This window comes from Nocardiopsis oceani (assembly GCF_054777395.1).
On the sequence record NZ_BAAHAR010000001.1, the window covers coordinates 195,296 to 214,706 of the forward strand.

Sequence of the window (19,411 nt, forward strand, 5' to 3'; positions counted from 1 at the left end):
GTGGGTGGGGAATCCGCGTGGGTGGGGAATCCGCGTGGGTGGGGAATCCGCGTGGGTGGGGAATCCGCGTGGGTGGGGAATCCGCGTGGGTGGGGAATCCGCGTGGGTGGGGAATCCGCGTGGGTGGGGAATCCGCGTGGGTGGGGGCTGAGGGTGGCTGGGGTTTGTTGTTGGGTGCGGGTTTCCCCGTTCCCTGCCGCTTGATGGTGGCCGTCTCCGCTGCGCGCGTCAAGGTCGTCGCCATCGAGCGCTTCGCGCGTCGGTGGCGCTCCACCTTGACCCGCTTCGCTGCGACGGCGGGTCGGCGGCAGTCAGGAAACGGGGGACGTGTGGTCGGGGCCCCAAGGGGCCCTTCGGGCCCCGGGCCTTCGGCCCGAAGGGCCGGGCTTCGCCCGGTCCGGCCGTGACCGGCCGGATCCCTGCCCATCCGCCCGGCTTCATCGGCCAGCGCGTCCCAATCCAGTGACCAGCCAGCGACGAAGGACCCGAACAGGCCGGGCGCATGGCCGGGCGCGTCCCACCGGACTTTCGGTCAGGGGTGGGCCCCCTTTCCAACGATGATCTTGCCCCTGTCTCAACCCTCGACGGCCGAGGGTGGAGCTGGGGGCAAGATCATCGGGGATGAACCGGTTTCGGACGCAGCGGTCATCTTCGCCGGGCCGGTTTCGGACAGCGGGGCTGCCTCCGTGTGGGGCGCCCACCGGGGGCGCCCGCTACCCCCCCCCCACATGGGGGCGCCTGGGGCGCCGAGCCCCCGCCCAGAAGCACCCGGGCCAGTGAACCCCCTCCCTGGAGGCAATCTCGGCGCCCAAAATGACTCCAACAGGGGGGTTCGATGCCCTGGAACCCACACCCGACCGGTCCAACAGCACCACCCGCACCCGTATAGGCCACCCACCACCGAGCCGCCAGACCGGTGGGACGCGCCCAGCCACCCAAGCACCTGTTCGGGCCCTTCGTCGCCCACCGGCCACTGGATTGCGACGCGCCTGCCGACACAACCAGACCCACGGGAAGGAATCCGGCCGGCCACGGCCGGACCGGGCCGCAGGCTCGGAGCAGTTCCCGGCCGAAGGCCGGGGCATCCACGGCCCCGACCACACGTCCCCCGTTTCCTGACTGCCGCCGACCCGCCGTCGCAGCGAAGCGGGTCAAGGTGGAGCGCCAATGATGCGCGAAGCGCTCGATGGCGACGACCTTGACGCGCGCAGCGGAGACGGCCACCATCAAGCGGCAGGAAACGGGGAAACCCGCACCAGCGGGGAACCCCAGCCACCCTCAGCCCCCACCCACGCGGACTCCCCACGCGGGCTCCCCACCCACGCGGAAAGCGGCCCAGCCCAAGGGCTGGGCAACCAAACCCCCTTTGCCACCAGGCTCTACGACGGTGTTGGTCGCCCGGCCCGGCCCCGCCCCTTCCTCCGATACGTCTGATCCCGCCCCTTCCTCCGATACGTCTGGCCCCGGCCCTCCCGCTGCCCGGCCCTCCCGCTTCCCGACCGGGTCCACAGGCGAGGAAAAACACGTTGCGCCCACTTTCGCCCCTTGTCTAACGTCAAGGGGACGGATTCGAACACGCACGCGGGGCTGGGACGCCCCTTGGAAACGGACAGGTGAGTATGCCCCGGAACGCGCCGAGCGCGCCTCACAGCCGCGCGGGCCTCCGCCTGCCCCGAATCCCTTCGGACGCCTGACCGGACCCCGCCCACGTCGAGACCCGCTCGGCGCTCTTGCTGTTGATCTGTTCTCACTCTCCAGCAAGGAGTTTCCGGGTGTCCAACACCGAACCCAGCCAAACCTTCACCTGTCTTCTCTGCGGCCTCGGCGTGCACGCCCTCGACGGCGAACCGCGCGACCACTGTCCGAGCTGCCTGCACTCGCGCCACGTCCACGACCAGATCGACGGCGGCCGCTCCGACTGCGACGGACGCATGACACCCATCTCCGTCGTCGTTCCACGCGACGGCAAGTGGCGACTCGTCCACCGTTGCGTCCGCTGTGACGAACTGTCCGAGAGCGCCGTGGCCACCGACGACAACCCGCTCGTCCTGATGCGGATCGCAGTACGCCCGCTCGCCGAACCGCCGTTCCCGCTCGAGATGCTCGGGGAGGTGTGAGCGTGGGCCGACTCAACAACGACCGCCGCCACAGCGACCGGAACGGCTCGCGTGGCCGGCGCGGACGGCGCCGACAGCAGCGCCCCAAGGCCGCCCTACGGGCCAGGGGCGAACAGGGCCGCCGGTCCGGACCGGTCGCGGAGTCCTTCCGCTGCGCCCACTGCCGGCTCGACGTGCCGCTACGGGCACTGGGCACCGCACACCGCAACCACTGCCCGCACTGCCTCACCAGCCTGCACGTGGACGGTCGTGTCCCGGGTGACCGGGTCGCCGACTGCCACGGCCGGATGGCGGCGACCAGTGTCAGCGCCCGCCCCGACGGCGAGTGGCTGATCATCCACCGCTGCCTCTCGTGCGGAGAACTGAGCGCCAACCGGGTCGCGGGCGACGACAACGCCCGTGCCCTGGTCCGCCTGGCGGTACGCCCCCTGGCCGTGTCCGAAACGGCCCACCGGGCGCTGGTCCGCCTGTGAGCGGTGGCCGCGGGCCCGGCCCTGCCGGACCCGCGGCCCCGCACAGCCCCACGTGCCACCGGCCCCTCACCGATCCGTCACCGCCGCCTTTACCGCCTGTGGGACTCGTTCCGCCAGGGCGCGATTCCTTTAGTCTTGCTGGCGTGAGTGAGGACGTATCCCCCGCCCGAATGAGGGCCTCGAACAGCGACCGCGAACGAGTCAGCGAAGTCCTGCGCTCCGCTGTGACCGACGGCCGCCTCGACATGGACGAGTTCGAGGAGCGCCTGAACCAGGCGCAGGAGGCGAAGACCCTCGGCGAACTCCCGAAGATCACCGCCGACCTCATGTCCGCGGAGGAACAACCCATCCAGCTGGATCCCGAGCCGATGGTCAGCTGGTTCACCACCCTCACCCGCAAGGGACGGTGGGTGGCGCTCCCCGACGAACCAGCCGGGGCGGTCGCCGGACGCGCCGAGATCGACATGCGCGAGGCCCTGCTCACACACAACCACCACCGGATGTCGGCCAGCGTGTTCTTCGGCCGCGTCATCATCGACGTCCCCGAAGGCGTGGAGGTGCGGCTCACCGGCTGGTCCTTCTTCGGCAGGCGCAGCACCAACGCACGCCGCCCCACCCTGTCCAACCCCCCGGTCCTGGAGGTCGGCGGGTTCAGCATCTTCGGCAGCGTGCGGGTACGCGCCCCTAAGCGCCGACGCTTCCTGCCCCGACGGCGCAACCGGCCCCAGCTCAACTCTTAGGGCCATGACCTGGGACGACGTCAACATGACACGTGTAACAGCGGGAAGCCCGGGTGAGGTGCGATCTGCTCCGCCGCGTCTGGCAGGCTTTAGGTCACAGGTTTTCCCAGGAGAGATGGGTTGCAATGAGTGAGTTCCGTATCGAGCACGACTCGATGGGCGAGGTCAGGGTCCCGGCCGAGGCCAAATGGCGGGCCCAGACCCAGCGTGCCGTCGAGAACTTCCCGATCTCGGGCCAGGGGCTGGAGAACGCGAACATCGCCGCGCTCGGCGAGGTCAAGGCCGCTGCCGCCAAGGTGAACGCCGAGCTGGGCGTCATCGCCGACGACCTCGGCAAGGCCATCCGTTCGGCCGCCCTCGAGGTCGCCGAAGGGAAGTGGAACGACGAGTTCCCGATCGACGTCTTCCAGACCGGCTCTGGCACCTCCAGCAACATGAACACCAACGAGGTCGTGGCGAGCATCGCCAAGGAGCGCACCGGCCTCGACGTTCACCCCAACGACCACGTGAACGCCTCGCAGTCGTCCAACGACGTGTACCCGTCCTCCATCCATATCGCCGCCACCTCGGCCGTGCAGAACGAGCTGATCCCGGCGCTGCGCCACCTGGAGGGTGAACTCACCCGCAAGTCCACCGAGTTCGCGTCCGTCGTCAAGAGCGGCCGCACCCACCTCATGGACGCCACCCCGGTCACCCTGGGCCAGGAGTTCGCCGGTTTCGCCGCGCAGGTCCGCTACGGCGTCGAGCGCATCGAGGCCGTGCTCCCGCGCGTGGCCGAGCTGCCCCTGGGCGGTACCGCCGTCGGCACCGGCATCAACACCCCCGAGGGCTTCGCCCCCCGCGTCATCGCCGAGATCGCCGCCAACACCGGTCTGCCCCTGACCGAGGCCCGCGACCACTTCGAGGCACAGGGCGCCCGCGACGGCCTGGTCGAGCTCTCCGGCCAGCTGCGGGCGATCGCGATCGGCTACTGCAAGATCGCCAACGACATCCGCTGGATGGGCTCCGGTCCGACCACCGGCCTGTCCGAGGTCTTCCTCCCCGACCTGCAGCCGGGCTCGTCGATCATGCCGGGCAAGGTCAACCCGGTCCTGTGCGAGGCCATGCTCCAGGTCTCCTCGCAGGTCGTCGGCAACGACGCCGCGGTGGCCTTCGGCGGCGCCTCCGGCAACTTCGAGCTGAACGTCCAGCTGCCGATGATGGCCCGCAACGTGCTCGAGTCGATCCGCCTCCTCGCCAACATCTCCACGGTCTTCGCCGACCGCTGCGTGGCCGGTATCGAGGCCAACGAGGACCAGTGCCGCACCTACGCGGAGTCCTCCCCGTCGATCGTCACGCCGCTCAACCGGTACATCGGCTACGAGGAGGCCGCAAAGGTCGCCAAGCAGTCGCTGGCCGAGAAGAAGACCATCCGCGAGGTCGTACTGGAGCGCGGCTACCTCGAGTCCGGCAAGCTGACGGAAGCTCAGCTCGACGCCGCCCTCGACGTCCTCAAGATGACCAACTCCCAGTAGTTCCGGTCACCGGTCATACCCGCACGGGGCACCTCGCGCACGCGAGGTGCCCCGTGGTGTGGTCCCGACCGGCCCGGGCGACCGCCCGGGCCACCGCTCCCGCATACCGATGCGATACCTCTCCTCCACCACCACGAACCTTTCCTCTGCGGGGCACGTCGGACATTCTTGTCAGAGCACCCCGTATGGAGCCCGCTTCGAGAGGGCGATAGATGTCGAGTAACAGCGAACGCGCCATCGCGAACCGCTACGTCCTGCGCCGTGAGCTCGGCCGCGGCGGTATGGGCATTGTGTGGGAGGCACACGACACCGCCCTGGACCGCGTCGTCGCGATCAAACAGGTCCTCCTCCCCGGACACTTCACCGACGCGGAGCGCGACGACGCCCACGCCCGGGTGCGCCGGGAGGCGCAGTCGGCCGCGCGGATCGCCCACCCCACGGTCATCACCATCCACGACGTCTTCGAGTACGAGCACAACCCGTGGGTGGTCATGGAGCTCGTCGAGGGCGGTTCCCTCCAGGACATGCTGGGCGAGGCCGGTTCCCTGCCTCCCGAGCGGGTCGCGGACATCGCCGAGTCCCTCCTGCAGGCCGTGCGCGCGGCGGACGGGGCGGGTGTCCTGCACCGGGACATCAAGCCGGGCAACATCATGATGTCCTCGGACGGCCGGGTCATCCTCACGGACTTCGGTATCGCCACCATGGAAGGCGGTCCGAGCATCACCCGGACCGGGGCGCTGATCGGCTCGCCCGAGTACATGCCGCCCGAGCGCTTGGAGGGCGGCCCGGCCGAGCACCGGGGAGACCTGTGGGCGATCGGCGTCACCCTGTACGCGGCCGTCGAGGGGACGTCCCCGTTCCGGCGCGACAACATCACCGCCGCGATCGCCGCGGTCATCTCCGCCCCGCTGCCCCCGATGGAGCGGGCCGGGTGGCTGGAGCCGGTGATCACGGGCCTGTTGGACCGCGATCCTGCCCGTCGGCTCACCGTCGACCAGGCCCTGGACCTTCTGCGCCAGTGCCGCGAAGGCGGCGGCCCGTCCGGCGGCTCGTCCGGCGGCCCGGGTGCCGTCGGGATGATGGGCGCGGCCGCGGCCGGCGGCGCCCTGGGCGCAGCGGCTGCGGGCGGGCTGTCCGACAGCGACCCCCAGGAGGCGCGTGGAGGCCACAGCGGCGGCTACCCGGGGCACGGCCGCGGAAGCGGGGGCTACCCGGCACAGCAGTACGCCAGCGGCCCGCAGACGCCGCACCCGGGCGGGCACGGCGGTGGCGGTTACTACGGCCAGGGCCCCTACCCGGGCGGGCACGGCGGTGGCGGTTACTACGGCCAGGGCCCCTACCCGGGCCAGCACGACTACGGGCACGGTCCGGAGTACGGACAGGGGCACTACAGCGGCCCCGGCGGCCCCGGTGGCGGGATGTACGCGGCCGGCGGCCCCGAGGGTCCGAAACGGCGCGGGGGCTCCGGGAAGTCCATGGTGGCGCTCGGCGCGACCGCGCTGGCGATTCTGGTCGTCGGGGCGATCGTGGTCGTGGTGTCGCTGAACCCCGGGAGCGGCTCGGACACCGACCAGCGCGCCGACCAGGGCCAGGAACGCGGTCAGGAGCGGGACCAGGAGCCGGGCGGCGGTGACCGGGACGAGGACGCCCAGGTCGACGGCGTCCCGCCCGAGTACGACGATGACGACCTGCAGCCGTTCGCGTCCGACTGGTTCTCGATGGACTATCCGGGCGGCTGGACCGTGGACGACAGCGAGGTCGACGACGCCTTCGTCTCCTTCGTCGCGCCGGGCATGGAGCACCAGATCACGGTGGAGAGCTGGGAGGAGACCCAGCACACCGGCACCGCCGCCGAGTTCCTGGAACAGACCGACGGCGGCACCGACATCGACGGCGACGCCACCAGCGGCTACGTGGTCGAGGACGAGGAGGACTTCGACCGGGACGACTTCGACACCGGCCTCGAAGGGCTGGACGTGGCGATGGTCGAGGCCGACCTCGTGAACACCAGCTGGGCCAACCAGGAGCGCACGTTCTGGGTCTACGCGGTGATCGCGGAGCGGGGCGACCACCGGCAGTTCTACCTCGTGAACGTGAACGTGCCCCGCGAGGAGGCCGGGGACTACGACAACATCCACGAGGACGTCATCGAGACCTTCGAGCCCCTCGGCTGACGCACCGTCGGCCCGCGCACGAGAAACCGCGTACCAAGAAACGGCCCCACGCACGTGCGTGGGGCCGTTCTCGTGACCCTGGGGGATTTGGTCGACCTTCGGGCCTTAGCGGCCTTGGCGGCTTCGGGAGGCCGCAGCAGGTTTGGGGGCCTTGGCGGCCGTAGAGACTCTGGCAGCCGTGGGCGGTACTAGTACCAGCCGACGGACTCGGAGTGGGCCCAGGCCTCACAAGGGGTGCCGTAGCGGTCCTTGATGTAGCCGATGCCCCAGGCGATCTGGGTGGCCGGGTTGGTCTGCCAGTCGTCGCCCTCGGTGGCCATCTTGTTGCCGGGCAGGGACTGCGGGATGCCGTACGCACCGGAACTGGGGTTCTCGGCCGTGTGGTCCCAGTTGCTCTCCCGCTCCCACAGGGGCTCGAGGCAGCTGTCGAACTCGTTGTCGCCCCAGCCCTCCGCGGACACCATCTCGCGGGCGATGCTCTTGGGGTCGCCCGTGAACTCGGGCGTCTCCTCGGCTTCCTCCTCCTCTTCCTCTTCCTCTTCCTCCTCCTCGATGTCGCTGCCGGTGGCCTGGGTGCTGAGCACCCCTTCGCCGCTGGCAGCGTCACGCTGGTCCTGCGCGTCCTCGCGCAGGGCCCGGAGGTCGTCCTCGGACAGCTGCTCCGACGACGCGAAGAACTCCTCGTCCTGGGTTTCGTCGGTGTCGGCCGCGGGTTCGTCGGACTGCGGCACAGCGGCGCTGGCGGCCACGTCCGGGTCCACACCGTCGTCCGCGAAGGCGGAGACGGCGAACGTCGCGCCGGCGACCAGGGTCGCCGCACCGACGGCCGCGGTACTCCGCAGCGACATTCGGTTGAGTAGCACGATTGCCTTTCCCAAAAGGGGGTTTAGGGCAGGGAAAAACCTATTAATACCAGTTGTTGGCCTGTGAGTGGGACCAGGCGCCGCACGGATTTCCGTAGCGGTCCTTGATGTAGCTGAGGCCCCAGGCGATCTGGGTGGCCGGGTTGGTCTGCCAGTCGTCGCCCTCGCTGGCCATCTTGTTGCCGGGCAGGGACTGCGGGATGCCGTACGCACCGGAACTGGGGTTCTCGGCCGTGTGGTCCCAGTTGCTCTCCTTCTCCCACAGGGGCTCGAGGCAGCTGTGGAACTCGTCGGCACCCCAGCCCTCGTCGAGCACCATCTGGAGAGCGATGTCCTTGGCCGAACCGGAGGGGACCGAAGCGGACCCGGAAGACTCGTCGGAGGAGCCGCCGGAGGGGGTCTCCTCCGCTTCGGGCTCGGGCTCGGGTTCCGGCTCCTGGATCTCCGCCCCGGTGCCGCTGGCGGCCTGGACGGCCTCGTCGGCCGCGGCCTGCGCCTCGCCCCGGGTCGCCTCGCGCCGGTTGTCGCGCTCGGCTTCGTCGGAGTCGGGCGAGGCTGCGAAGAAGTCCTCGGCCGGCTCCTCGGGCTGTTCGGGAACGCTTGCCTCGGAAGCGGCCTGCCGCGGGTCGAGTTCGTCGGTCTCGGCGAAGGCCGAGACGCTGAACATGCCGCCCGCGACCAGCGCGGCGGCTCCGACCGCGCTCATCTGGCGCAGTGAGATCCGGTTGAGTAGCAAAATCGCCCTTTCACTTCGGCACACGCGTGACCTCGGGGACGTTCGCGTGGTGTGGTTCGCCGCTGTTGGACCGCGTGGCCCGCCGACCTGCCGTGATGGGGACGGATTCGCCGTGCGACCGACCACGGGGTGGGGCTCCCACGCGGGAGGGGGATTCACTGTGCAGCGACCTCAGCCTGCACTACCGTCACGGCAAAGTAACGCCAGTTTTACTGTGTCCTGACTCACATCACGGAATGTGCCCCTATGCCAGGCCCCTGACCTGCCCTTCACCACGAAGAGTCAAGGCCGAGTCAATCGGGCAGGCCTGTGGCGATCGTCTCGCGGGGGCCGAATCGAGACCCACCTCACCGGGACGGCGCCGTCCGGACCGGCGCGGCACTGTCCGAGGAGTCTTGGCTGAGTAGCGCGCACAGTGGCCGTTTGAGTATCCGTACTGATGTGCCCCGAGGCCGCCGCGAGGAGCATGGGCACCATGAACGCCCAAGGACTGCCACCGCCTCCGCCTGGAGCGCCGCGCCACTGCCCCGACTGCAGCGCGTCGCTGGCCGACGCCGTGTACGTGTGCCCGACCTGCGGCCTCAGTCTCAGTGGGCCGACCGCGCACCGCCTGTGGTGGATCGACACCGAACTGACCTCCCTGCGCGAACGCGAGCAGACCCTGGTCCGGGAACGCCCCGGTGTCCTGGCCCGGCTGCGCTGGGAGTCCGAGATGCGGCGCTCCCCGGCTGAGCCCCGGGACGCGTCTCCCCAGGCCGCCCCTGAGGCGGCACCGCAGGCGGCCCGTGGCGCAGCCCAGCAGGCCGGCCCCGAATCAGCCGCGGCCCCGGCCGCCGCCGTCCCGGCACCCGCAGAGTCCCCCGCCGAAGATCCCGCCGAGCCCTCCGCGCCCGAACCGGCGCTCCCCACCCCCGCGGTCGAGCCCACCTCCGCGGTCGAGCCGACCCCCGCGGCCGCACACGGAACCGCGCACCGGACCGGTCACCCCGCATCCACCGGACCGGGCGGCGAGGTCAGCGGACGCTCAGCCCAGAACATCATCCTCGGCCTCGGCGGCCTCCTCGTCGGCATCGCCGCCCTGGTCTTCGCCATCTGGACGTGGAGCGACATGAGCACCGGTGCGCGCACCGCCGTGCTCGGCGCCACCACCCTGGCATTCGCCGGGCTGGCCCACCCGCTGTACAAGCGCGGTCTGAACGCCACCGCCGAGACCTTCGGGGCACTGGCCGCCGGGCTGCTCTGCGTGGACGCGCTCGCCCTGTGGCTCCTGGCCGACCAGATCACCAACGGCCCCGGGTACACCGCCGCGGCCCTCGCGGTGATGAGCGCGCTCCTGGTGATCTATCCGGCGCTGGTGCCGCTGCGCTCGCCCTGGGTCCTGGCGGCCCTGTTCACGCAGTTGATCCCGCTGCTACTGGTTATCTCACTCCCGACCGACGGCTCCCCCGTGTGGCTGCTGCCCGTGCTCGCCGCCACCGCGCTCGCCGACGTCCTGGTCGTGCGCCGCCTCGGCCTCATACGGGTGGACGGCCCGGTCCGGACCCTGCACGCCGCAGCACTCGTCCTCGGCGCGCTCGCACTCGGCGGCACCGCCGTGGCGGTGTTCGCCGACTTCGGCTCCACCGGACGCATGCCCGACGACCGGTGGGCACTCGCCGCCGTCCTTTTCCTGGCCGGGGTGACCGGCCTGCTGCTGGACCGCTGGCGGCGCCCCGCGACGGCCTCCTCCGAGTACTTCACCGGATACACCGTCGTCGGACTCGGCGCCCTGGCACTGATGCCGCTGGTCGCGGGCCCCGCGCACCTGCCCGTACTCCCCCGCTTGGCGTCGCTGTGGGGCCACACCCCGGCGGAGATGACCGCCCCCGCCATGGAGCTGATGGGCTTGGAGCAGACGGCCACCCAGCCGCCGCAGAACCTCGCCTTCCTGGCCGGGGTCCTGGTCGCGGCCGGGCTGGCCGCGGGCGCGGTCCTGCTGCTGCGCCGCTCCGCCCTGCCCGGCACGCTGGCCTGCCTCGCCCCGGTCACGCTCCTGGCCGTCCCGCTGCTCCTCGGCCTGCCGCAGACTGTGGCGGTCGGAACGGCCCTGGTGGCCGGCGGCGGACTGGTCCTGGGCTCCGCGCTCCTACCGGGCCGGCTGAACGCGGTCCCGGTGATCACCGGAGCACTGACCCTCGTGACCGGGCTGGCCTGGGCGCTGCCCGAGCGCTACACGACCCTCGCCGCCCTGCTGTTCCTGGCCGTCACCGCGGTGGTCTGCGCGGCCGGGGCGCGCCGGGCCGCGGTCCCGGGCCGACGCCCGCGGCCGGGCGACCGGGCCGCAATCCTGTACATGGGCAGCGCCCTCCTGTGGGGCCTGGCCCTGCTCATCGGCGCCTTCTTCCTGGCCGTCAACCGGGGTGAGGACGGCACCGTCCAGGCCCAGTGGTGGATGCTGACCGCCGTCGCGCTGCTGAGCGGGGCGACCGCCCTGTTGCTGAGCCGGGTGCCGACCCCGTCCTCCCTGCCCGAACCCGCCAAGAGGCACGGCGCCGGTGCGGCGAACGGCGCTTCAAGAGCGCACGGGGCCGCCGGGCACGGAGCCGCCGAAGAGCGCTCCGAGCCCACCGACCTGGGTGCGCTGTTCACCCTGGTGGGGCTGCTTCTGCTCCCGATCGCACCGCTGCTGGCCCTGCCCGCACGCACACCGGCGCTCACCCTGTTCTCCGCACAGGAGTCCTGGTCGGCCCCGGCGGAGGCGATGTGGGCCCCGGCGCACTCCGCGCTCGGCCTTCCGGCGCAGACCGACTTCCTCTCCGCCGTGGGCTACTCCCTCGCACTGCTTCTCGTGGGTGCTCTGGCGTTGGGCGTCGTGGCCCTGACCGAACGCCACTGGCTGTCGGCCGGGCTGGCCCTGACCGTTCCGCCCGTCCTGGTGCCGCTGCCGGTACTGCTGGGCGCACCGCTCGCCGCCGCGGTCGTGTGGACCCTCTTGGTGGGCGCCGCCCTGTTCCTGTGGGTCACCCGTCTCCGGCCCACCGTCGGCTGGCTGCCCGGCCTGACCGGACTGGCCACCATGCTGCTCGCCCTGTCCTGGTCGCTGCCACAACAGCACCTCACCCTGGTCGCACTGCTCCTAGCCGCCGCGACCGTCCTGCCCTCCGCCCTGGCCCACCGCGGCATCTCCCCCGCCACCGAGGAGTCCAAAGCACTGCTCGTGTACGGGCTGACGGGCATCGCGTGGGGCGTGGCCCTCGCCTTCGGCTGTGGCGCCCTGATCGCCTCCGCGGCCCTCGGCGCCGGGGGCCAGATGCCGTGGTGGCTGCTCGGCGCCATCACGCTCCTCCTCGGAGCGACCGCGCTGGTCCTCGGCCACACGGACCGCACGAAGGCACCCGAGCCGAAGGATCAGGCCGCGGCGGGCGTACCGGGCCCGTTCAGCGTGATGGGCCTGCTCCTGCTGGCGGCCGCCCCGGCGGTGGTCGGGCGCGGCCTTCCCGCACCCGTTTCGGCCTCGGGCCACACCGGGTTCACGGCGCCGGCGTCGGTCCTGTGGGACCCCGCGCACGGGCTGATCGGCATCCCGGTCCCGGTGGACACCGCGAGCGCGATCGGTGTCGTCCTCGGGATCGTGGTCGCCGGGGCGCTGGCCCTGGGAACCGTGTGGCTGCTGGATCGCGGACTGTCCGTTCCCGGCCTCGCGCTGGTCGCCCCGCTCACCCTGGTGCCGCTGCCGGTACTGCTGGGCGCGCCGTTCTCCGTGGCGGTCCTGTGGACGCTCCTGATCGGTGCCGCCCTGTTCCTGTGGGCCACCCGCCTGCCGTCCACCGTCGGCTGGCTACCCGGCCTGACCGGACTGGCCACCATGGTGCTCGCCCTGATCTGGGCGCTGCCGCAGCAACACCTCACCCTGGTCGTGCTGCTCTTGGCCGCCACCGCTGTCCTGCTCTCCGCTCTGGCCCACCACCGCAAGGTGCCCGGTACCGAAGCCCGGCTCGTGTACGGACTGACGGTCTTCACGGGGACCGGGGTCTTCATCGCCGGGTTCGCCACGCTGGTCGCCACCGCGACCCTCGGGACCCCCGACCAGGGCCACACCCCTTGGTGGCTCCTCGGCGGGATCACCCTGCTCCTCGGCGCGGCCGCACTGGTCCTCGGCCGCACGGAACGCGAGAGGTCGAGCGCACCGGCTGGGCCGACGGAGGCCGCTGAGCACTCAGCTGCGGCTGAGTCGGCGGAAGCAACCGGCTCGGCCCCGCCGGCCGCACCGCTCCCGTACAGCGTGTTGGGGCTGCTCCTGCTGGCCGCCGCCCCGCTGGTGGTGGGACCGCGCGGGATCCCGGCGCTGTCCTTCTTCTCTTGGACGCACGGCACCTACGCGGCTCCGCTCGAGGCACTCCTGGACCCCGCGCACACGTTCATCGGGATCCAAGGGCCGCCCGACACCCTCAGCGCGGTGACCGTCCCCATCGGCCTCCTCGTCGCCGGGGTGCTGGCCCTAGGCGCCGTGTGGCTCCTGGACCGCGAAAAATCGGTCCCGGCCCTCGCTCTGGTCACGCCGCTGACCCTCGTGCCGCTTCCGGTGGCTGTGGGAGCGACCTTCCTCTCGGCCATGGTGTGGACCCTGGCTGTGGGTGCCCTGCTCCTGACCGGGTCCGCGTTGGTCCGCGACGGCCGATTCTCCTGGATGCCGTGGCTGACCGGTCTGGCCACCATGCTGCTCGCGCTGAGCTGGGCGCTCTCGGAGCGCTACAGCACCGTGGGGGTCCTGCTGGTGGCCGCGGTGACCGCGTCGGTCGTCAGCGCCATGGGCCGCACCCGGTTCGCCGCAGTGGCCTCCACCGCGACGGCCACGACGGCCACGGGCGGCTTCGCCCTCACCCTGCTGCTGGCCCTGAACGCCCCGACCGAGTACGCGGCCTTCGGCCCCATCGCCGTGGTAGCCGCTGTGGCGGCGGTCGCCCCGCGCCTGAGCGGCCCGCTCCTGGAGGCCACCGAGATCCCCGCGGCGTTCTGGGCGGTCAGCGCCCTCATGCTCACGGTGATGGCGGGGGCCCGCCTGGAACTGGTCGCGGTCGCCCTGGCCGTGGTCGGCGTGGTGAGCCTGGCCAGCGGGGTGCGGCCCCACCGCGAAGCGCTCTCGGTCGTCGGCGGCGTGCTGATGTTCTGCGCCCTGTGGACCGCTCTCGCGTCCTGGAACGTGACCGTCCCCGAGGCCTACACGGCACCGCCCGCGATCGCCTTCCTGGTGATCGGCTGGGAGTGGTCGCGCAAGGCCGTCGAGACCCCGTCGAGCTGGCTCGCCTACGGCGGCGGACTGGCGCTGCTGCTCGGGCCCACCGTGTGGCTCGTGCTCATGACCGACGACATGGCCTGGCGCGTCCCCGCCGTGCTCGCCGTCGGCCTGGCCATCACGGTGTGGGGGCTGCGCCAGCGCCTCCAGGCGGTGCTGGTCATCGGTGGCGCGGCCCTGCTCGTCACCTCGCTGCGCGCCTTCGGGCCGCCCCTGTGGGACCTCACCCTGTTGCTGCCCAACTGGCTGCCCTTCGCGGTCGTCGGTGTGGTGCTGCTGGTCATCGGGGCCCGATACGAAGCCAGCCTCGAGCGCCTGCGCCGGGCGGGAAGGTTCGTCGCCACGATGCACTGACCGACTACGGCGACCGCATCCGCGAACACGGGCGCCCTCCCGGCCAAGCGGCCGGGAGGGCGCGGGCGTGCGGGTCAGGGCGTGCGGGTCAGTTCTCCAGCATCTCGGTGACGAGGGCCGCGATGGGCGAACGCTCGGACCTGTTCAGGGTGATGTGCGAGAAGAGGGGGTGCCCCTTGAGCTTCTCGATCACCGCGACGACCCCGTCGTGGCGGCCCACCCGGAGGTTGTCCCGCTGGCCGATGTCGTGCGTGAGGACCACCCGCGAGTTCTCGCCCAGGCGGGACAGCACGGTCAGCAGCACGCCGCGCTCCAGGGACTGGGCCTCGTCGACGATCACGAAGGCGTCGTGCAGCGAACGGCCCCGGATGTGCGTGAGGGGCAGGACCTCGAGCATCCCCCGGTCCGCGATCTCCTCGATGACGTCCTCGTTGGTCACCGCGGACAGGGTGTCGTGCACCGCCTGGCCCCAGGGCGTCATCTTGTCGTTCTCGGTCCCCGGGAGGTAGCCGAGCTCCTGACCACCCACCGCGTACAGCGGTCGGAAGACCATCACCTTGCGGTGCTGGGCCCTCTCCAGAACGGCCTCCAGGCCGGCGCAGAGCGCCAGCGCGGACTTGCCGGTGCCGGCGCGCCCGCCGAGGGAGACGATGCCGACCTCGGGGTCGGTGAGCAGGTCCAAGGCGACGCGCTGCTCGGCGCTGCGCCCCTTCAGACCGAACACGTCCCGGTCTCCGCGCACCACCTTCACGGACTTGTCCGCCTGGACCCGGCCCAGAGCCTTGCCCTGGTCGGAGACCAGCACCAGACCGGTGTGGCAGGGCAGGTCCCTGGCCTCCTCGATCTCGCTCTCACCGGCGGAGAACAGCTCGCCGATGTTGTGGGCGGGGACATCGAGCTCCGCCATCCCGGTCCACCCGTGTTCGATGGCGAGCTCGGCCCGGTACTCGTCCGCCGAGAGGCCGATCGACGAGGCCTTGATCCGCATCGGCAGATCCTTGCTCACCAGGACGACCGCGTCTTCCTCCTCGTATCCCTCCTGGAGGTTGCGGGCCACCGTCAGGATCCGGGTGTCGTTGTCGCCGAGCCGAAAGCCCGCCGGGAGGATCGTCGGATCGCTGTGGTTGAGCTCTACCCTCAGCGTGCCGCCCTGCTCGTTCACCGGTACGGCGACGTCCAGGCGGCCGTGTGCGACCCGGAGGTCGTCCAGACGGCGCAGCGCGTTACGAGCGAAGTACCCGAGTTCCGGGTGGTGCCTCTTGCTCTCCAGCTCGGTGATCACCACCACGGGGATGATGACCTGGTGCTCGGCGAACCGGGTCATGGCCATCGGGTCGGCGAGCAGGACGCTGGTGTCGAGCACGTAGACGCGCGAGCCCTCTCCTACCTCCGCGCCGGGGGCGGTGGGGGGCTGGATGTCACGGCGATCGATCGAGGAACTAGCCACTCGTTCTCCCCTTGGGTGCCGCTGGGGCACCCTGCTGTCACGGGATCTTGGAGGACCGGGACCAGGCCCACGAGGGCCGGGTCCGGCCCTCCTCTTCGACAACCCGCGAGCGCGGAGAAGATCAATGAGACGGGGCCTCCCGAACGGGTGGACGAACACCACCCGCTGGCTCCGACGCTACGCGCCCGAGAGCCCGTTTTCCAGTGCCCGAACCCAGCACCCGGTGAACTCCGCGTTACGGGCGGACCGTCGACAGACACGGACCGCCACACGGGACGGGTGCGGGAAGGGAGTGAGGAGCGGGGGTCAGGAGCCGAAGCGCCGGTTGCGCGCACCGTAGGCACGCAGCGCACGCAGGAAGTCCACTCTGCGGAAGGCAGGCCAGAAGACCTCGCAGAAGTAGAACTCCGAATGCACGCTCTGCCACAGCATGAAGCCCGAGAGACGCTGTTCCCCCGAGGTACGGATGAGTAGATCGGGGTCGGGCTGTCCACGCGTGTAGAGATGCTGGGCGATATCTTCGATATCCAGGCGCTCTGCCAGCTCCTGGATCTCGGTGCCCTTGGCCGCCTCCTCGTGCAGGAGGGACCGAACCGCATCAGCGATCTCACGTCTACCCCCATACCCGACAGCGACGTTGACAACCAGACCCGGGTTGCCGGATGTGGCCTCTTCCGCCTCTTTCAGGGCACGAGCGGTCGAATCGGGCAGAACGTCGAGTGCGCCGACGGGCCGTGTGTTCCAACCCTCCTGGCGCAACCGCGCGATGGTCTCCTCGATGATGCGCACCAAGGGGCCGAGCTCGGTCTCGTCGCGCGTGAGATTGTCGGTGGACAGCAACCACAGGGTGACGACCTGCACACCGACCTCGTTGCACCAGCCGAGCACCTCGAAGATCTTGTTCGCGCCGGCCTGGTGACCTTGCTCGGCTCCCGGAAGACCACTGCTCTTCGCCCACCGCCGGTTGCCGTCCATCGCGACACCGACGTGACGAGGAATCTCCTGGCTGGTCAGCCGGCGCTCGAGACGCCTTTCGTACAGCCAGTACAGGGGGTTACGGAGCCCCATTGGCGGAACCTCTCAGAGCTGGATCGAAAGACGGCGCACTCCTGTGGCGGATGTGCCGACGGGGATACTTCCAGAGTAGTTCGCCCGGGGACACTACGTCACGGCCAACGACTTTCGCACGTGCTTGCGGCCCTGGTGGATGCGGGACTTCACGGTGCCGAGGGCGAGATCCAGCTCAGCGGCGATCTCGTTGTAGTCCATCTGGCACAGGTCCCGCAGGACCAGCGGAGCGACCAGGTTGGGGCGGTCCTTCTCCAACTGCTCGAGCGCCTCCAGCAGGTCGATCCGCGAACCGGCGATGACGCTGGTCGTGCGCGGGTCCCGCTGGTGCGGCATCCGCTCGGCCTCGGTGGGGAACTCGTTGGAGCGGCGCTTCATGGAACGGTAGGTCTGCCGGGCGGAGTTGGACACCACGGTGTACAGCCACGTGGTGAAGAGGGAGTCGCCCTTGAAGCTGTCGATCTTGCGGGCCACACGCAGGAGCGCGTCCTGGCAGGCCTCCTCGGCGTCCTGGCGGTAGGGGAGGAACCGGGCGCACCGGCGCAGCACCTCGGGCTGGATACGGCGCAGCAGGTCGTCCAGCGCGACCGCGTCGCCGTCCCTGGCGCGGAGCGCGAGCTCCTCCAGCTCCTCGTCGACATTGCTCGCCACCCGGCGGCGGGGGGCGGGGGTCTCCCCGCGTTCTGCGTGATCACTACTGCTCATGGCTGATCTCTTCCTGGCTTGCGTCAGACGTCCGGCCGTCCATACGGACACTTCCACGTCCACCTTGCAGGACGCTTTCGCGCCCACCATCTATTAGGGCATGTTCGGCGGACACGCCCTAGGACGCGCGAGCGCCCTCTTTGTAGTGCGTGCGGGCGGCCCGGGCCGTAGGGCACCTACACCCGCCTTGTAGAGGGTCACACGTCAATTGGACGTCTACGGGTCCCGTCCGGCTCCGACCAACTCCACATTCTCCGATCCGCCATTCACATGGCGCACAGAACCCGAACGGGCTCCCCACCCAAAGGGACCTTCCTCCCTGGAAGGCTTCCTCCCTGGAAGGCTTCCTCCCTGGAAGGCTTCCTCCCTGGAAGGCTTCCTCCCTGGAAGGCTTCCTCCCTGGAAGGCTTCCTCCCTGGAAGGCTTCCTCCCTGGAAGGGGCACCACCAGTTTCCATGCCCCGAAGGCGTCAGCGCTACCCGGGGAGGGGATCATATCCACGGAAGCCAACGTGAGGGCGCAGATGGTGTATTAGTGGGCAACGAACGCGTTTTTACCCCCAACAGACCGAGGCGGAAATGAGCCAACCGGAGGCTTTCGGACGTTACCGCGTCATCCGGCGCCTGGGTTCCGGTTCCTTCGCCACAGTCTGGCTGGCGCAGGACGATCTGCTCAACTACCCGGTCGCCATCAAGGTACTCGCCGAGAACTGGGCGCACCAGATGGACATCCAGCACCGGTTCCTGGAGGAAGCGCGCATCCTGCGCCAGACCGACTCCACATGGCTGGTGGCGGTGCACGACGTGGACGTGCTGCCCGACGGGCGGCCGTACATGGTGATGACCTACGCCGACCAGGGCAGCGTCGCCGACCTCATCCAGCGCGGCCAGCTGCCCTTGGACGAGGCACTCCGCCTGCTCACGGAGATCGGCCAGGGCATCACCGTGCTGCACGGGCACGGCACGATCCACCGGGACATCAAACCGTCGAACGTGCTCCTCCAGTCCTCCCCGGTCGGCCAGCGCGTCCTGGTCGCCGACCTCGGTTTCGCCAAGGCGATCGACGAGGCCTCCGGCTTCACCGCCGCCGCCGGAACCCCCGGCTACATGTCCCCCGAACAGAGCATGCCCGGCGGTGACCTGGACGTTCGCTCGGACGTGTACTCACTGGGCGCGGTCGCCTACGAACTCATCACCGGCCGACCCCCGGCACGCCCCCCGGTCCGAGTCGCACCTGGCCGGATCCGGCCAGGTTTGCCGCCCGCGCTTGACGAGCTGATCCTGTCCGCGCTTTCCGTGGACCGTGAGAGCCGACCCGGCGACGCCAAGACCTTCACCGACCGGGTCCGGGCCATCCGTATGGCGCCCAACCTGCCCGAGGCGACCCCCTGGTGGCACCGGTTCCGGATGCCGTGGCAGCGCACCGGGGCCATCGTCCTGACCTGCGTACTCCTCGCGGTCGGGATGACCGCCTCCTTCGGCGAGCCCGGTATGTCCCTGACCACGGTCCGGCACGCCGCCCAGGACGTGCACGTCGACGTCCCGTCGGCGTGGGCCCAAGAGTTCCACACCGACCTCGACGCCCGACCGGCCGCGATGGACGCCGGGGCAGGCCCGGGGCTGCTCGCGGCCACCGACGCCGACGACTGGCACGAGACCGGGAAACCCGCGTACGGGGTGTACGCCACGGTGCTGCCCGGCTCCCCCAGCCTGGGCAAGGTTGCCGACACCGACCCCTGCGCGGGCGCCCCGGAGGAGCGCGAGGTCAGTTTGGACGGGTGGGAAGGCCGGGCCTGGGAGTGGCCCGAGTGCAATGACAACGGGTCCTTCACCACCGTCGCCATGCAGCCGCCCGGCACCGCCACCACGGTGTACCTGGAGATCCGCCAGCCCGACTACCGGCCCGACATGGTCGACAAGATCATCGACGAAGTCGAACTCCACTAGCC

12 protein-coding genes are annotated in these 19,411 nt (G+C 70.7%); 7 read left to right on the forward strand and 5 right to left on the reverse strand.

Annotated features, from left to right (window positions below; genetic code table 11):
• The first annotated feature begins 1,772 nt into the window (after positions 1 to 1,772).
• The 5 genes from ACYVDG_RS00825 (at position 1,773) to ACYVDG_RS00845 (ending at position 7,018) form a co-directional block, all read left to right on the forward strand.
• Complete coding sequence (locus ACYVDG_RS00825) at positions 1,773 to 2,117, forward strand: RNHCP domain-containing protein (protein WP_460745706.1); 345 nt, start codon at positions 1,773 to 1,775, stop codon at positions 2,115 to 2,117.
• Positions 2,114 to 2,590 (forward strand): RNHCP domain-containing protein, encoded by a 477-nt coding sequence (locus ACYVDG_RS00830; RefSeq protein ID WP_460745709.1) that lies wholly within the window; start codon positions 2,114 to 2,116, stop codon positions 2,588 to 2,590. The genes ACYVDG_RS00825 and ACYVDG_RS00830 overlap by 4 nt, the downstream gene beginning before the upstream one ends.
• Before the next feature lie 170 nt (positions 2,591 to 2,760).
• Complete coding sequence (locus ACYVDG_RS00835; RefSeq protein ID WP_460745844.1) at positions 2,761 to 3,330, forward strand: DUF1707 domain-containing protein; 570 nt, start codon at positions 2,761 to 2,763, stop codon at positions 3,328 to 3,330.
• A 125-nt stretch (positions 3,331 to 3,455) separates the two neighbouring features.
• On the forward strand, positions 3,456 to 4,844 hold the full coding sequence (locus tag ACYVDG_RS00840; RefSeq protein ID WP_460745711.1) for a class II fumarate hydratase: 1,389 nt from the start codon (positions 3,456 to 3,458) through the stop codon (positions 4,842 to 4,844).
• 212 nt (positions 4,845 to 5,056) lie between these two features.
• A complete protein-coding gene (locus ACYVDG_RS00845; protein ID WP_460745713.1) occupies positions 5,057 to 7,018 on the forward strand; it encodes a serine/threonine-protein kinase in 1,962 nt (653 codons plus the stop codon).
• 188 nt (positions 7,019 to 7,206) lie between these two features.
• Here the strand turns inward: ACYVDG_RS00845 and ACYVDG_RS00850 are convergent, their stop codons facing one another.
• Positions 7,207 to 7,866: an aggregation-promoting factor C-terminal-like domain-containing protein gene (locus tag ACYVDG_RS00850; RefSeq protein WP_460745846.1), complete on the reverse strand. Its 660-nt coding sequence runs from the start codon at positions 7,864 to 7,866 to the stop codon at positions 7,207 to 7,209.
• A gap of 58 nt (positions 7,867 to 7,924) precedes the next feature.
• A complete protein-coding gene (locus ACYVDG_RS00855) occupies positions 7,925 to 8,617 on the reverse strand; it encodes an aggregation-promoting factor C-terminal-like domain-containing protein (protein WP_460745716.1) in 693 nt (230 codons plus the stop codon).
• 466 nt (positions 8,618 to 9,083) lie between these two features.
• On the opposite strand from ACYVDG_RS00855, the gene ACYVDG_RS00860 reads away from it, so the two are divergent.
• Positions 9,084 to 14,243: an SCO7613 C-terminal domain-containing membrane protein gene (locus ACYVDG_RS00860; protein ID WP_460745718.1), complete on the forward strand. Its 5,160-nt coding sequence runs from the start codon at positions 9,084 to 9,086 to the stop codon at positions 14,241 to 14,243.
• Positions 14,244 to 14,331: 88 nt separating this feature from the next.
• Here the strand turns inward: ACYVDG_RS00860 and ACYVDG_RS00865 are convergent, their stop codons facing one another.
• The 3 genes from ACYVDG_RS00865 to ACYVDG_RS00875 all read right to left on the reverse strand — a co-directional run bounded on the left by ACYVDG_RS00865 (position 14,332) and on the right by ACYVDG_RS00875 (position 17,463).
• Positions 14,332 to 15,690: a PhoH family protein gene (locus ACYVDG_RS00865; protein ID WP_460745723.1), complete on the reverse strand. Its 1,359-nt coding sequence runs from the start codon at positions 15,688 to 15,690 to the stop codon at positions 14,332 to 14,334.
• 306 nt (positions 15,691 to 15,996) lie between these two features.
• Positions 15,997 to 16,758, reverse strand: a complete 762-nt coding sequence (locus ACYVDG_RS00870; protein ID WP_460745727.1) for an isoprenyl transferase — start codon at positions 16,756 to 16,758, stop codon at positions 15,997 to 15,999.
• Between the two features lie 93 nt (positions 16,759 to 16,851).
• The gene (locus ACYVDG_RS00875) at positions 16,852 to 17,463 is read right to left on the reverse strand and encodes an RNA polymerase sigma factor (RefSeq protein ID WP_460745729.1); all 612 of its coding nucleotides are present in this window, start codon (positions 17,461 to 17,463) and stop codon (positions 16,852 to 16,854) included.
• Positions 17,464 to 18,041: 578 nt separating this feature from the next.
• On the opposite strand from ACYVDG_RS00875, the gene ACYVDG_RS00880 reads away from it, so the two are divergent.
• Positions 18,042 to 19,409 (forward strand): serine/threonine-protein kinase, encoded by a 1,368-nt coding sequence (locus ACYVDG_RS00880; protein WP_460745730.1) that lies wholly within the window; start codon positions 18,042 to 18,044, stop codon positions 19,407 to 19,409.
• Positions 19,410 to 19,411 lie beyond the last annotated feature (2 nt).

Bases quoted from the DNA above. Each gene is read 5' to 3' on its own strand.
- ACYVDG_RS00835 (WP_460745844.1), top strand. From the start codon at position 2,761: ATGAGGGCCTCGAACAGCGACCGCGAACGAGTCAGCGAAGTCCTGCGC.
- ACYVDG_RS00840 (WP_460745711.1), top strand. From the start codon at position 3,456: ATGAGTGAGTTCCGTATCGAGCACGACTCGATGGGCGAGGTCAGGGTC.
- ACYVDG_RS00845 (WP_460745713.1), top strand. From the start codon at position 5,057: ATGTCGAGTAACAGCGAACGCGCCATCGCGAACCGCTACGTCCTGCGC.
- ACYVDG_RS00850 (WP_460745846.1), bottom strand. From the start codon at position 7,866: ATGTCGCTGCGGAGTACCGCGGCCGTCGGTGCGGCGACCCTGGTCGCC.
- ACYVDG_RS00860 (WP_460745718.1), top strand. From the start codon at position 9,084: ATGGGCACCATGAACGCCCAAGGACTGCCACCGCCTCCGCCTGGAGCG.
- ACYVDG_RS00870 (WP_460745727.1), bottom strand. From the start codon at position 16,758: ATGGGGCTCCGTAACCCCCTGTACTGGCTGTACGAAAGGCGTCTCGAG.
- ACYVDG_RS00875 (WP_460745729.1), bottom strand. From the start codon at position 17,463: ATGAGCAGTAGTGATCACGCAGAACGCGGGGAGACCCCCGCCCCCCGC.
- ACYVDG_RS00880 (WP_460745730.1), top strand. From the start codon at position 18,042: ATGAGCCAACCGGAGGCTTTCGGACGTTACCGCGTCATCCGGCGCCTG.